Annotated in this window: 12 protein-coding genes, 1 tRNA gene and 1 pseudogene; 9 read left to right on the top strand and 5 right to left on the bottom strand. The window is 37.1% G+C overall.

The window, feature by feature from the left end:
• The first annotated feature begins 80 nt into the window (after nt 1-80).
• The 5 genes and pseudogenes from ACO1D1_RS03870 (at nt 81) to ACO1D1_RS03850 (ending at nt 4,997) form a co-directional block, all read left to right on the top strand.
• A complete protein-coding gene (locus ACO1D1_RS03870; protein ID WP_149872886.1) occupies nt 81-275 on the top strand; it encodes a hypothetical protein in 195 nt (64 codons plus the stop codon).
• Nucleotides 272-625, top strand: coding sequence for an IS66 family insertion sequence element accessory protein TnpB (tnpB, locus tag ACO1D1_RS03865; protein WP_223821044.1), 354 nt, complete (start codon nt 272-274; stop codon nt 623-625). The genes ACO1D1_RS03870 and tnpB overlap by 4 nt, the downstream gene beginning before the upstream one ends.
• A gap of 90 nt (nt 626-715) precedes the next feature.
• Nucleotides 716-2,317 (top strand): IS66 family transposase, encoded by a 1,602-nt coding sequence (gene tnpC, locus ACO1D1_RS03860; RefSeq protein WP_423335020.1) that lies wholly within the window; start codon nt 716-718, stop codon nt 2,315-2,317.
• 1,207 nt (nt 2,318-3,524) lie between these two features.
• Nucleotides 3,525-3,713 (top strand): helix-turn-helix transcriptional regulator, encoded by a 189-nt coding sequence (locus ACO1D1_RS03855; RefSeq protein WP_423335017.1) that lies wholly within the window; start codon nt 3,525-3,527, stop codon nt 3,711-3,713.
• 150 nt (nt 3,714-3,863) lie between these two features.
• A pseudogene (locus ACO1D1_RS03850) lies at nt 3,864-4,997 on the top strand (tyrosine-type recombinase/integrase).
• A gap of 130 nt (nt 4,998-5,127) precedes the next feature.
• Here the strand turns inward: ACO1D1_RS03850 and ACO1D1_RS03845 are convergent.
• Nucleotides 5,128-5,224, bottom strand: a tRNA-Sec gene (locus tag ACO1D1_RS03845).
• A 422-nt stretch (nt 5,225-5,646) separates the two neighbouring features.
• Between ACO1D1_RS03845 and ACO1D1_RS03840 the strand changes: the two genes are divergently transcribed.
• From ACO1D1_RS03840 to ACO1D1_RS03825, 4 genes are all read left to right on the top strand, one after another.
• On the top strand, nt 5,647-5,874 hold the full coding sequence (locus ACO1D1_RS03840) for a hypothetical protein (RefSeq protein ID WP_423335016.1): 228 nt from the start codon (nt 5,647-5,649) through the stop codon (nt 5,872-5,874).
• A gap of 624 nt (nt 5,875-6,498) precedes the next feature.
• Nucleotides 6,499-6,912: a replication/maintenance protein RepL gene (locus ACO1D1_RS03835; RefSeq protein ID WP_423335015.1), complete on the top strand. Its 414-nt coding sequence runs from the start codon at nt 6,499-6,501 to the stop codon at nt 6,910-6,912.
• A 134-nt stretch (nt 6,913-7,046) separates the two neighbouring features.
• Entirely contained in the window at nt 7,047-7,187 is a 141-nt protein-coding gene (locus ACO1D1_RS03830; protein ID WP_423335014.1) for a hypothetical protein, read from the top strand.
• A 5-nt stretch (nt 7,188-7,192) separates the two neighbouring features.
• Nucleotides 7,193-7,777 (top strand): M48 family metallopeptidase, encoded by a 585-nt coding sequence (locus ACO1D1_RS03825; protein ID WP_423335019.1) that lies wholly within the window; start codon nt 7,193-7,195, stop codon nt 7,775-7,777.
• On the opposite strand, the gene ACO1D1_RS03820 is transcribed toward ACO1D1_RS03825, so the two are convergent.
• The 4 genes from ACO1D1_RS03820 to ACO1D1_RS03805 form a co-directional block, all read right to left on the bottom strand.
• Nucleotides 7,769-8,476, bottom strand: a complete 708-nt coding sequence (locus ACO1D1_RS03820; RefSeq protein WP_423335013.1) for a hypothetical protein — start codon at nt 8,474-8,476, stop codon at nt 7,769-7,771. The two genes, ACO1D1_RS03825 and ACO1D1_RS03820, sit on opposite strands and share 9 nt — an antisense overlap.
• 82 nt (nt 8,477-8,558) lie before the next feature.
• Entirely contained in the window at nt 8,559-11,495 is a 2,937-nt protein-coding gene (locus tag ACO1D1_RS03815; RefSeq protein WP_423335012.1) for a type I restriction endonuclease subunit R, read from the bottom strand.
• On the bottom strand, nt 11,492-12,724 hold the full coding sequence (locus tag ACO1D1_RS03810) for a restriction endonuclease subunit S (RefSeq protein ID WP_423335011.1): 1,233 nt from the start codon (nt 12,722-12,724) through the stop codon (nt 11,492-11,494). The genes ACO1D1_RS03815 and ACO1D1_RS03810 overlap by 4 nt, the downstream gene beginning before the upstream one ends.
• Nucleotides 12,717-14,198: a type I restriction-modification system subunit M gene (locus ACO1D1_RS03805; RefSeq protein WP_423335010.1), complete on the bottom strand. Its 1,482-nt coding sequence runs from the start codon at nt 14,196-14,198 to the stop codon at nt 12,717-12,719. The genes ACO1D1_RS03810 and ACO1D1_RS03805 overlap by 8 nt, the downstream gene beginning before the upstream one ends.
• Between the last annotated feature and the right edge of the window lie 26 nt (nt 14,199-14,224).

Raw genomic sequence — 14,224 nt, 5'->3', positions numbered from 1 at the left:
CCGTATTCAAACAACGCATATAAAAACAGCAGCACCGCCTGGTATGATCAACGTATCAATTTAAGGAGGTGCTTTTTCATATGCCGCAGCAAAAACTCACAATCGTCCCCGTTACATTACATTCCGAAAACAAAAATACTTCTGCACCAAATCCAGTAGTGATTTCTCCAAATCCTACTTGCACGATCAAAACCGGCAACGCCGAAATCTCCTTCTTCAACGGCGTAGATGAGCACATCATCCAAACGGTTATGAGGGAGTTGAAAAATCCGTGAAACACGATTTTACTAGCGTAAAAAATATTTACATCATTTGCGGTAAAACTGATATGAGAAAAGGTATTGACGGACTAGCCACATTAATTCAAGATTCCTTTGAATTGGATCCATACGGGGATTCCATTTTCTTGTTTTCAGGATGGAGTAAAGATCGCTATAAATGCTTATATTTCGACGGTGATGGCTTCGCCATGCTATATAAACGTTTGGATAACGGAAAACTCCAATGGCCAAAGGATGAAAACGAAGTACGGAATCTCTCTCAAAAGGAGCTCAGGTGGCTCCTCGAGGGGTTATCTATCCAGCAGCCAAAGGCGATTCAGCAGTCACCAAAAGGTGCCTTCTAAATTCGTTAAAGCCCTTCATTTTATCTTTATTCCACTGTTCGAACTCGTTATAATAAAAGAAGTGAATCCGAACGAAAAGTGGTGAATGATGTGGCGAATACTTCTTCTACGAATGAAAATCAATTTGATAGAGTAATTCGATTGCTCGAAGAGCAGTTGGCTCATTCGAATCAACAAAACCAGGAGCTATCCAAAAAATTGGATCAATCGTTGAAACAGAACGAAGCGTTAACGCAACAACTTCGGCACTTAACAAAACTCTTATATGGTTCTAAAACTGAAAAATCAAGATATAACGCACCAGAAGGGCAATCGTCATTATTTGATGATGACCCGTCTTTTAGCGAATCTGAGCACACAGAAGAACAAAGCCAACAGACCATTTCTTATACTGTTGTTCGAACTATTAAAAAGAAAAAACGAAATGATTCATTACGAGATGATATAGAAGTTGAAGCATTTCACTATCATCCAGAAAATATACAATGTGACTGTTGCCAGGGACAAATGATTGAAATTGGAAGTACAATCGTGCGCGAAGAAGCAGAATTTATTCCCGCAAAAATGAAGAAAGTCCAACACATAGAACATGCTTATGAATGTAAAAATTGTAAAGGTGATTCATTTCAAAAAGCCCAAATTAAACGTGGTAAGGCACCGCAGCCTTCCATTCAACGTAGCATCGCAAGCCCTAGCGTGCTTGCCAAAGTCATCTATGATAAATTTGCGCAATACCTCCCCCTTTACCGCCAGGTTAAGGAATGGGATCGTTACGGCCTGAATACCAACGATAAGAATCTTTCGAATTGGGTCATTCGTGCATCACACGATTGGCTATTGCCTATTTATGAAAGAATGAAAGATTTGATGATGAATAAATCGCTTTTACATATTGATGAAACATATGGACAAATACTCCACCGTTCCGATGGTAAATCGGGTCAAACCAATGCTTATAATTGGGTGTCTCGAAGTGTTCCTTGCCAAGGACCACCAATAACTCTCTTTCATAGTGCATTATCGCGAGCCCGATCCGTCCTTGAAGGATTCATTGAAGGCTTTTCAGGAACGATTATTTGCGATGGTTATTCTGCCTATGGCAAGTTGGAAGGCGTTACTTTCGCAAATTGTTGGGCCCACGTTCGCCGTTATTGGCTGAAGGCGGACAGCAAAAATGGCCGTATAGGTGTGAGCTTTTGTGACGATTTATACCGTCTTGAAAGGAAATTTAAACATTTGTCTCCGAGTAAGCGAAGAAAAAAACGCCAGAAATATTCGAAGCCAATTGTAGATAAATTCCTTGAATGGGTTGAAACGTCACCATTCTATGGAAAAAATGCGCTGGCGAAAGCAGCTGAATATACATTGAACAGGGCAAATGGACTTAGAGCATACCTGAACGACGGGCGCGTTGAAATCGATAATAATCCCGCTGAAAACGCCATCCGCCCTAACGTCGTGGGGAGAAAAAACTGGCTTTTCTCAGTCAGTGAAGCCGGCGCAAAAGCGAACGCCATTTGTCTCAGTATCGCAGAAACTGCCAAAAGTAACGGTGTAGATTTCTACGAATACTTGAAGAAACTTTTGACGGATCTGCCCAATCTTGGCATCCATCAAAAACCTGAAATTTTAGATCAATACATGCCCTGGTCAAAAGTGATTCAGGCCGAATGTGGGCAAAAATTGAAATAAGCCGTAAATTCGATTGAAAAAAATCGGGATTTACGGCTATTCGTGATGCGTACCGAAAGGTGCGCTTATTTTTTATAATTCGGGCTTACTATTAACTTAATCTGATAAGACTTTATTAATTAAAAAACGCTAAAAGCATTTGTATTATAAAAGCTTGATTATTGCCAGTTTAAAAAAACAAAAAGACTATTCCCTTGCGGATAGTCTTTTTGTTAGTAGATAGTAACTGAATAAATAGTTCCTGTGGTGTTGGTACAGTGTTAGCGATTTTGGGGAACCTTCCAGCGCCCACACTTTGTTTATTAAATTCCTTCAAAGACGAGTACATCCTAAAGTAAAAATGCTTAATTACCGCTTTGGTATGATCCTTGTTTCTAACTAAATCTTGCATGAATAGATGTCGCTGTTTGGAAGAATAGTTTAGTAATGTTTACCTAACCTACTATACAAGGTTCTCCACTACTAATGCTAAACACATCCTCCATAACCTGTTACGTTTCTAGAAACCCATCACATATAAATTACAAGATACTTTTTTACTTTAAGTAGATTCTTAAAAAAAGTTATTTGTTGCACAGTATAAGTCTCCTACGTAATATAAGATTACTCAACAATCTGGCCCGTTTATTAAACACAAGATAAACACACTCTTTAACGGAACTGTTTCTTTTCTATAGTACGATTTTGCAGCTTATTCAACGTAAGTAAAGATACCAAAATTGCCAGCTTTTATCTTTGTAGAAGTCTAATCTTACCTGTTGAAATAATTTCCTCAACCTTTCAATACAAATCGGACCCACAAAGACTATAATTTAAGTCCTTGGTTCTTATCAATGTTTAGCTGATAATGTAAATAAGCACAAATAAAAACCTGTAAAATCACAAGCATGCCAGCATTCTGTCTTTTGCAGTTTTTTCATTCACAATAATCATTATTTTTTTGGATTTTTATCCTACCCCCACACTAATTTTCCAATCCTCTTTTTTATTACTATATTAGTATAAGTCAACTATTGAGGGTTATTACTCTCTCAATTATCAAGTACCAAAAATTACCACTTCAAGATTTTCTATACCTACCGATAACAAAGTATAATTGATTGTTGATTTCAACGATACACATGTGGCAGCAATCATTGCTATTAAACTTAGCAATTCTAAATGAACATTATTTCAAATTTATCAGCAAAGGAGTTGAATCTACTTTATGAAAAACTTAGAAAGCTACCCAGAGGTACTTGATGTTTCGCATATTCAACAAATTTTGGGGATTGGCAGAGTTCAGGCATACCAACTGGTGTCATCGAACCAGTTTCACTATGTTCGAGTCGGAAAGCGGCGCATTAAAATATTTAAAGAAGTCTTTCTTAAATGGCTAGCCGGTCAAGAATCATAATATTGTAATGATTTTTAATTTAAAAGGTTTATATATTAAATTTCGGGCCAAGTTAATAGTTACCGATTATGACTTTGGAATATTGTATAATCTAATAGTCGGTAACTATAACTTTTACATTAATACAATGACAGGAGTGGAAGTTTAGTTATGCGTGGAACAGTAAAAAAAGATGGAGGATCGTGGTTCGTTCTTTTTGATCTCGGAAAAGATCCTCAAACAGGTAAAAGAAAACAGAAGAAAAAAAGAGGCTTTAAAACAAAGAAGGAGGCAGAAAAATACCTTAATGAACAGCTAAATTCGCTTGATAAAGGCACATATTTTGAAGCTAAAGACATCTTTTTTGGGGAGTATCTGGATTATTGGCTTGAGAACTATGCAAAACCCAATAAAGCTGCAAGAACATTAGAAGGCTATCATTATATGATTACACAACATCTTAAACCGTCATTAGGAAATATTAAGATTTCAAAGCTGCATCCCTCACATTTACAAGAATATTACTCTCAAAAATTAGTAAACGGAAAAATTGATGGCGAAGGTCTTTCCCCTCAATCAGTAAAACATCATCATAGACTGATTCATAAAGTATTAAAGGATGCTGTTAAATGGCAATTCTTAGCCAGAAATGTGGCAGAGGCAGTAACTCCACCAAAAACTAAAAAAGTTGAAATGCTCACGTGGAATAACGATCAGGTTAAAGTCTTTTTGGAGATTGCCAAAACTTCCTCATACTATCCCGTCTACAAAACAGCTATCTATACAGGAATGAGGCGAGGTGAGGTATTAGGTTTACGTTGGCAGGATGTTGATTTTGATAATCTTGTAATTTCTGTTAGACAATCCTTACAAGAAGTAAAAGGAGTTGGATTAACATTATAAGAACCGAAATCTGGAAAAGGCAGGTCTATTACCATCTCCACAACCCTTGCCAAAGAATTGAAAAAATTATACAAGCAGCGATTGACGGATAAGCTTTTACTTGGTCAGTTATATCAGGACTTAGATTTAGTTTTTACTCATGTAAATGGCAAACCACTTCAACCTACCGAAATGGCGAGAAATTATCGTAAAATGGTTAATAAAAGCGGTTTACCCTATATCCGTTTTCATGATTTAAGGCATACACACGCTACTTTATTGCTACAACAAGGAGTTCATCCTAAGGTTGTTTCCGAAAGACTAGGTCATTCAACAATCGGCATAACGATGGACACATATACTCACGTGTTACCAAATATGCAAAAAGAAGCCGCCCATCAATTCGAGCAGCTGTTTAAATAACCTATGTAAATGATGAAAAAACCCATGATACCAAAATGTGACCAAAGATAATATTTTCAGTTGTTGGCCAACAACTTTACCTTTCAATCACCTTCATTAAAAAACCTCATAAACCCTTATAAGTCAAGGTTGGCGGGACTGCGTGGGAATCGAACCCACCAGACCTGGCACGCAGGTCTCAAGCAGTTTTGAAGACTGTGGAGGGCACCAGCACCCCAATCAGCCCTCTGCAAATCCCTTTATATCAACGTTTCCAGCGTGTTCCTCGCCAGTCTTTTTGCGAAGTTCTCGCCAGTTTCACTCTTAATCACGACAGTCTAATTATCGTATAATAATTTTTATTTATCAAGGGATTTTCGGTAATAAAATTCTAAATAACTCTGTTCATCAACATGCTCTAATACCCTTAAAATCCTTTCTACCGCATACGCCTTATCCGTTAAATCGTCAGCGATTAGCTCTCAGCAAGATCGAGCAGCTGTGTTTTAATTTTTGCAATCGTTAATTTTGCTTCTAGCAATTCGTTCACAAATATCCCTCTTTTCTTTATTCCTGTTTCCGGACTATTAACAGTTTGACCAATCGATAATGTTCACAGAACTGTAAAGAGGGGAAACGCTTTTGCCAAATTTCTTTCTAAAAGGGGGAGATGTATCTGGCGAATTTAATCACCGTACGGAGATCACAAGACGAAATAAAAAGGCTGCAGCATTATGTAAATTTAGCAGAGGGTTATGAAGCAAATACTTTAGAAAAGTTCATTGTTAAGGAATACGCCTACACAAATTCCATTGTTGAAATCACTAGGACAATGAACCGACGAGAATTCATGATTAATGGAGAACCGATAAAAGGAATACGTTACTGCAATAATTAATGGGAAAGCTTCAGATGAACTTCACCGAATACTGAAATCGGGTTTCCTAAAAAGAACTAAGCACAGTAGACACAAATAATAAAAAAGACCTTTCCGGAACTTTGGAAGGGTCAAAATGAAAATAAGTAAAACCGCGTTGAACACTTATTGGCAGTTATTACTTTGGCTCCCTGATTATTTAGGGGGCTTATTTTTTTTATTTAATATTAGTACTAACAACACAATAATTATCATGACACTAATTTGCAACCAATATTGATAAAAAACATTAATCATTGTCTTCCCAAACATAGTGAATGAATTAGGAAAAAAAGCTATTAACAGTGCTAATGTTAGACTGATCCACCATGTCTGTTGTTGAATCCATTTTACCATTATGTTCATCTCCTTCTAAGTAAAATTTGCTCAAACGCACGATAAGCGTTCCTATGTACAAGTTTACCCACACCTATATATTAAGGGAACGGATAAAAAAGCGAAAAATAGCCAACAAACTATTGGTATAACAACATTTCTATATGGACAACTATATTAAAAAAGTTGTAAAATAGGCATATTAAGGTTGTATATAATACAATAAAAAAGCAAAAAGTTGTTATATATACTATAAAATGAGGTGAAATAATGGCAAGAAGAAGGGAAAATCATTATTTTTGGGGATCATTTGTCCTGGAATGGTTTCATCACTTACGTGACAGCAATTTTGTAGCTTCTGACTACAGAGTGTTATTCTACCTATGTGAAGAAATGAAAGGTGACGATAACACAGCATACATAAAACAGAAGGAAATAGCCGCGAAGTTACATATGGATAAAGGAAATGTATCAAAGTCCATTACACGATTGCGTGAAAAACAGTTCATTGTAAAAGTACAAAACGGTTATATGATAAATCCACATCTATTTTATGTCGGTAAAAGAAAAGATGGGCGTGAAAGTTTGAGAGAAACCTTTGATGAAACACTTGAGGAAAATGGAGTAAAAACTATTTTTTATTTGAACGAAGACGAACATGCATTAGAGGTTAATGAAGAATAAAAATGAATTGTATTCAATACTAAAACCTTTCCCTGGATTCCTTTACTTGCATAACCTTCTATTACCGAGAGTTTGACCAAGTTTTTTCATGATTATAAAATAGGTATGTAAACGACGGGAGGAAATTTCACATCATGCTAAGCTATCGGTTCGGAAACACAACGATTGATTATACCGTTCAATACATAAAAGGAAAGAAAGATGTTTCACTTTCTGTCTGCCTAAAAGAAGGCGTTAAGCTCATTGCCCAGAAGGGCTCGGTTCCGGAAAGTTAGAAGAAATACTTCACAAAAAAGCTCCCTGGATATTAAAGAAAAAATTTGAATTTGATGAAGTTACGGTAGCACCGCCGCCAAAGGAGTATGTGAGCGGAGAAAAATTCGCATATCTTGGGCGGCATTATCGGCTAAAGGTCCATAAAAACGAAACATTGAATAAACCAACCTTATACTTTAAACAAGGACGATTTATCGCAAATATTCCGGCCAATATGACTGATGAAGAAAAAGTCAATAAATTGTGCGACCTGTTTAAAGAATGGTACATCAATCAAGGAAAAAGGAAGGTCGAGGAAAGGTTAAGGGTCTATTTCCCCAAAATGGAACTAGAGCCTACAAAAATAGCCTTTAAGGAGCAACAAAAACGCTGGGGCACTTGCACAAAAGAAGGAGCCATTTATCTAAATTGGCGGATTTTGATGGCTCCAATGTCGGTTGTTGACTATGTCCTTGTACATGAATTAGCTCATATAAAATATCCAGATCACTCTGCAGATTATTGGCGTTTTGTTCGGTCGATACTCCCGGATTATGAACATAGAAAAGAATGGTTACGCATAAACGGTCAAGTATTAACTTTAAATTAGCTTTTGTTTTTCTTTGTTGTTAACTATAATTTGAATCAAAGTATCAACAGCAACAAAAGTAACAAAAACTTCTTTGATTACAGTTAATAATTCAGTTGGAATAAACCTAACTATTTCTCCACCCGAAAAATAATCAAAGTTATAAATAACGTATATGCATATCATTAAGAAATAACTCATAGGCCGGGTATAATACGGTGAAGAAAATTTATGGAGTATTTCTCTTGCAAAAACAGTGTTAAAAGTTTCTACAAAAAATGCCATAACCTTATTTCCCTTGTACGCGAATATCAAAACCGAAATTAAACTTACTATATAAATAATGCCTTCTACAGATTGGGATATAAATGGGTATGTATTTGAAACATTCAAAATGATTAATGAGGGTATAAAGTAAAACGCCAAAAACATCATTGCAGATAGTATCGGTGCTGCAAAGTATTGAATAATAAATATTACTATGATGGGTATCGATAAAACTTTTTTAAAAATAATTGATAATATTTTATATTTTTCTATTAGTTTATTAAATATTACATATATACCCATGTAAAACATAAAGTACGCCACTAGGAAAAATAGGATTTTTTCACTTATGCTCTCTGAACCCTGGAAAATATTTACCATCCAAATCCCAAATATAATAAATATACCTCCAAAAACATTAGAAGACATTTGATTGCTTTTTACCTTTTCCATAATAATCCTTTCTTAACAAAGAGCAAAAACTAAGAAAAGCCTTCGTAGTAATCAAAGACTTTTCTTTGCTTTTTGTTATACCTCATTTCTTATAATGTACCTCGGCTAGATCCATCAACTGTTGCGTCAATCCTTCAATTTTATCCTTGGGGCACTTGGTTGCACGCAGCTGTCGCTTTATTCGTTTTCGCATTTCCCTCTTTACGTCCTCTTTTTCTGTCCATTCGATTACGGCTTGTTCTTGTATATCCTCTGTAATGATATGTGTTAACTCCTTTAAGGCTTCCTTATCCTCTTCATCTGGCAGCTGCTGCTCAAGCATTTGGAAAAACGGATATTGCTCTCTGGTAAAACCATGTTCCTGGCTTTTCTGAGCAGTGTTCCGCATTTCTTGAACCATCTCTCTATATTCCGCTAATAGCTCTTCAATGGTCACTTGGCGGTCCTTACGCCTTTTAATTAGCTCTTCTAAGCGTTCCTTTAGTGAAGTATAAAGAACAGGGTTTTCATCAATTTTAACTTTGATTTCATGGCGAATGGCGTGTTCCATTTCCGCCGCTTTAGCTTCGGGTGAAGTCGCTTCCTCTAGCCGTTTATCAAACTTATTGGATAATATGTCAATTGGTTCATGGATCACTTCGATATTCGTTGCAAATAAATATTCTTCAATAAGCTCCTTTACCTTTTGACCACAATCGGAAATGTCCAAACTATCTTCCCTATAACGAGATTTTGCTAGTTGCCGTACTTTACCAAGGAATTTCAAGTCTTCCAAATAAGGACTTGCCTTCGGGTTCGGTAAAATCATATCCATGCTTTCGGAAAACTTCTTAAAAGCGGTATCAAACTCATTGCGGACGTCTTCCGGCTCTAGAATTTGAATGCAACCCTCCAAATCATCTTTTCGGACATAATCAAAAAACCGCATAGCTCTCCGGTGCCGGGACTGCAAACGAGGAATCTCTGAATCAACACTTTGCAAAGCACCTTTAATATCATGTTCAGCAAAGATACCCAAAGCTTGTTCTAAGAAGCGTGATACCCCATAATAATCAACAATTAAACCATATGTCTTTTTATCATAGGTACGGTTCGTTCTGGCGATTGCTTGTAGGAGGTTATGCTCTTTTAACGGTTTATCAAGGTACATTACTTGTTCTATTGGAGCGTCAAAGCCCGTTAGCAGCTTGTCACAAACAATGATAAAGCTTAGCGAATCCTCACTCATGGGCTTTTTAAAGCGTTCAATTACCCGCTTTTCCTCATCTTTAGTTAAATGATGTCTTCTCATTCGCTCCTCATCGTTATGACCGCCGGAAATAATAACCTTAGATTCATAATCGCTCAATTCATCAAATAGCTCTTTATATGTAACTGCCGCTTCCCTAGTAACAGCAACAACCTGGGCTTTAAACCCATTAGGCTTAATATGAGTTTCATAATGTTCAATCATATCAAGAACAATGCGTTTAATCCGCTTAGGGGAAGAAATTAGGGCTTCTTCCGTTGCATACCTTTTTTTGATTCGCTCCTTATCTTCGTCGCTGTATTCCCGGAATTTTCGGTCAAATAAATCGTCTAAAGAATCCCCTTGAACGTGTAAGTCGACCATACGTGCTTCATAAAAAATTGGAACAGTAGCACCATCTTCAACTGCTTGTTCAATCGTGTATTTATCTATGTATGTTCCGAATGTTCGGATAGTGCTCTTATCTTCTTTATCAATTGGCGTCCCTGTAAAACCTAGATAACAAGCATTAGGCATGGCTGTACGCATATTCATTGCTAAGCCACTATATTGCGTTCGGTGACTTTCATCTACCATGACAAAAACATTTTCTGATTTAGTTAATTCCGGGTACCCGTTCTTTTCTGCGTCTTCCTGGAACTTCTGTACCAGTGTCATAACTGTTGTTCCAGGGCCTTGTTGGAGTATGTCCTTTAACTTAGCCACAGAAGCGGCCTGTTGTGGATTTGGAAAGCCACACCGACGGAAAGTATTCGTAATCTGGTCGTCTAAGTCTTTACGGTCGGTTACAACAACTATGGTCGGATTCTTTAATTCCTTGATACGGCGTAATTTAACGGCTAAGAAAACCATTGTAAGCGACTTTCCGCTGCCTTGAGTGTGCCAGACAACGCCGCCACGGTGCCGGGAATCTTCAGCGTGTAAAATTCGATTAATCGCTTTGTTGACCGCCCTATACTGTTGGTAACGGGCTAGTTTTTTAATGATACGTCCCTCAACAGGCTCATAAACAATGAAATTCTGAATTAGGTCAAGCAAATTTTCCTTTGGAAAGATACCTGCCGCAAGTATGTCTTGTGGCGTCGGATTATCTCTTATTTCCGCTACTGTTCTTGGGTACGGATCTTTCCATTCTCCATAATGCTGCACCCTTGCCCCGATTGTACCAGCTTTTGCACGGTCATTACTTGTAGCTATAAGAATTTGATTGAAGTGAAATAACTGCTCACATTGGTCTTGATAGCGTAGCAGTTGCTTTACACCTTGCCCAATTTGTTCGTCAGGTGAGAGTGTTGGACTTTTACATTCGATAACTGTCAATGGAAGCCCGTTAACAAAAATGATAATGTCCGGGCGTATGGTACCTCTTGCATTTGATATTGTAAATTGGTCCACTACCAAAAAATCATTAATTTCCGGGCGTTCAAAGTCAATCAATTTGACAGTCTGGTTCTTCTTCCCTTTCCCCAGGTCTTGTTGTATGGAAATCATGTTGATTAGGTTTTCATGAAACTGTTGGTTAGCCTCCATCAAACTTGTCGCTTGAATATAGGTAACTGACCGGACAATTTTGTTGAGGTTATTCTCTGAAATCCACGGGTTAAGTTTTTGAATTGCATTGATTAGTCGTCCTTTTAATATGACTTCCCCTTGTGTTTCACGTTCCGAATCAAGAGCTAGGCCATGAATATGTTCATAGCCCATTTCTTTTAATTGTATTATGAAGCGATTTTCAACTAACGTTTTTTCGTTCCACTCACTCGTCGTCATGAGGTAATCACCTCTTCGCTATCAACTTTTACCCGCATTCTTCCACTTAGTAAGTTCTTCATTAAATCTTTTCTTAGTATATTTAATTTTGCAAGCTTTGACCTCTCATTAGAAAGCTTGTCATCAAAAGTTAGAAGTATTTTAGAGATTTTTTCCATTTCTTCTTTTTTAGGTAGCGGTACTAATAATGGTTTTAATGTTTGCAAATTAATATTTCTTTGGGCACTTTCTGTTGCTATGCTATTTAAATAGTTCCTTTGAGTTCTTAAATAAAACTCCAAAAAATTATTATCAATTTCTTTATTTGCGATTATACCAACCACACTATCCGGAAAACAAACATCATAACTTGCAATAGCTGTTTCACCAATATTTGCAGCAATAGTTATCATTATTGTTCCTTTAGGGAAAATTTTGCTAACCGTTAACCCTAACCTATTTAAAGTTTGAGAGTGAGATTTCAAATAGCCTTTTGCCTTAGTTATATCACCTGTTTGGACAAAAGGAATTGTCCCGCCATAAAATTTAGGATCGTTTCTTGGTCTATGAGAGAATCTACCTCTTTCAACCTGAGCAATCTCCTCAAGTCTAACAACTTCCCATACCTTCGGAATATCACCTATATCAGTTTTCTTAAACTCCGAATGACCAATTCCTTTTGTAAAAAGCTGCTGCATTAACCCTCTATTTACTTTTTCTGATTTTTCTATGATTGCTTTAGTTTTCTCAATTGCGTCATCAACTGATATAAGGATTTCTGTTATTTTTTCTTGTTCAAAAATTGAAGGTAAATATATAGGTAATGCCCTTAGTTGTTCTAGTCTTATTCCTTTTACAGTAGTTCCTGTTCCCATTTTCTCAATTTTATTAGCCATTCCTAAATAAGAATATAAAAGATATTCTGGGGTAACCTTATCTAGTTTTGGAAATAGTGCTTTTAAATCTTGGTTAATTGCAACATCTACTAAATTTATAAAAGCTTTACCAAGTCCCATTCTGGTTGAAACAATTACATTACCTTTTGTAATTAAATTTGCCGAACTATTCGTTATAGCATCTTCTGTTATATGTTCTTGAGAATCTGAGAGTTTGTGGTGAGTTAAATCTTTTACGGTAACCCATGGAATGTCTCCCTCATAATATTCCTCGATTTTTCTTGAGGGTGTCCCCCCACCAACTATTTTTTCAACTACGTCACCTAATGGAATGATATCCTTTGGATTATTCACAGTACCCCAACTCCTTCAAGTACCCATACAACTTATCTTCAATAACACTACGTTCGTCATCTAGCTTTTTGAGTTCGGCAACAACTTGGGCAACATCAATCTGCTCTTCTTCTTCAGTTGTATCAATATAACGAGATATATTTAGGTTAAAGTCATTTTCTTTGATTTCGTTTAGTGTTACAGGACGGCAATACTTCTTAACTTCCTCCCATTCATCATAGGCAGATACAATCTTTTTAATATCTTGGTCACGAAGGGTATTTTGGTTTTTTCCTTCTAGATAATCTTCTGCACCATTTAGGAAGAACACCTTGCCTTTTTTACCTTCTTCCTTGGCCCGATTCAAAATTAAAATACACGCCGGTATACTGGTTCCGTAGAAAAGGTTTGACGGTAACCCCATAACTGCCTCAATCAAATCTTCTTCGAGTAATCCTTGGCGAATATTTCCCTCTGCACCACCACGGAAAAGAACACCGTGCGGCATTACTACCCCGGCCTTACCTTCATGATTCAAAGTCGCAACCATATGTTGAACAAAGGCAAAGTCACCTTTATCCTTTGGAGGAATACCGAAACGGAAACGGCCATATTCGTCGCTTTCTGCTTCTTCTCTTCCCCAATTGCTTAGACTGAACGGTGGGTTGGCAATTACACGATCATTTAAGATTAATTCGCCATCTTCCAGAAGCTTCGGCTCACGTATTGTATCGCCCTTTTCAATTCGGTGGTCACTTAATCCATGTAGCAGTAAATTCATTTTACAAATTGCCCAGGTATTTAGGTTCCGCTCTTGTCCATGGAGAGTTAAGTTTCTTGGGTTGCCACCCTTTGCTTTGATATAATCGACCGACTGAATTAACATACCGCCTGAGCCAGCAGTTGGGTCACAAATACGCATTCCTTCATCTGGTTTAATGAGCTTTACAATCAATTCAACGACTTTGTTAGGTGTATAGAACTCTCCACCCTTTTTCCCAGCGTCGTCTGCAAATTGTTTAATAAGGTATTCATAGGCACGTCCCAGCATATCTGGTTCTAAGAGATTTGCGTTGCTAAGATCTATTGCAGAAAAATGATTTATCAGTTGCAGTAACAAGCGGTCCGGCAGCTTTTCCTTATCATTAAAATCGATAGTTGCTAATACGCCCTGCAGCGACACATTTTCTTCTTCTAGAGCCTCGAATGCTTTGTTAATGGCGTCCCCTATGTCTTGCGTTTGAGCCTGAATATGGCTCCATCTGGCTCGTTCCGGAACGAAAAATTGGTGTTCATCACGGTCGAACCAGCCATAATCGTCCCCTTCTTCATCTTCAATGCGTTTAGCAGTTTCAACAAAGACGTCATTTAGGCGTTTCAAAAATAATAAACCAAATATGTAATTTTTGTAGTCAGATGAATCAATGGAACCTCTTAGAATATTTGCTGATTCCCATAGATGGCTCTCTAACTGTGGTAATGTTAATTTTGGCATGTCAAACTCCCTTTATAGCAAAATAA

Origin of the sequence: Neobacillus sp. 19 (genome assembly GCF_049463095.1) — a bacterium.
Lineage (GTDB): Bacteria > Bacillota > Bacilli > Bacillales > Cytobacillaceae > Neobacillus.
This window is presented reverse-complemented; position numbering and strand designations above follow the sequence as displayed.

What these genes read in the sequence shown, in the direction of transcription:
- ACO1D1_RS03870 (WP_149872886.1), top strand. Translation starts at nt 81, where the DNA reads ATGCCGCAGCAAAAACTCACAATCGTCCCCGTTACATTACATTCCGAA.
- ACO1D1_RS03855 (WP_423335017.1), top strand. Translation starts at nt 3,525, where the DNA reads ATGAAAAACTTAGAAAGCTACCCAGAGGTACTTGATGTTTCGCATATT.
- ACO1D1_RS03840 (WP_423335016.1), top strand. Translation starts at nt 5,647, where the DNA reads ATGTATCTGGCGAATTTAATCACCGTACGGAGATCACAAGACGAAATA.
- ACO1D1_RS03835 (WP_423335015.1), top strand. Translation starts at nt 6,499, where the DNA reads ATGGCAAGAAGAAGGGAAAATCATTATTTTTGGGGATCATTTGTCCTG.
- ACO1D1_RS03830 (WP_423335014.1), top strand. Translation starts at nt 7,047, where the DNA reads ATGCTAAGCTATCGGTTCGGAAACACAACGATTGATTATACCGTTCAA.
- ACO1D1_RS03820 (WP_423335013.1), bottom strand. Translation starts at nt 8,476, where the DNA reads ATGGAAAAGGTAAAAAGCAATCAAATGTCTTCTAATGTTTTTGGAGGT.
- ACO1D1_RS03815 (WP_423335012.1), bottom strand. Translation starts at nt 11,495, where the DNA reads ATGACGACGAGTGAGTGGAACGAAAAAACGTTAGTTGAAAATCGCTTC.
- ACO1D1_RS03805 (WP_423335010.1), bottom strand. Translation starts at nt 14,198, where the DNA reads ATGCCAAAATTAACATTACCACAGTTAGAGAGCCATCTATGGGAATCA.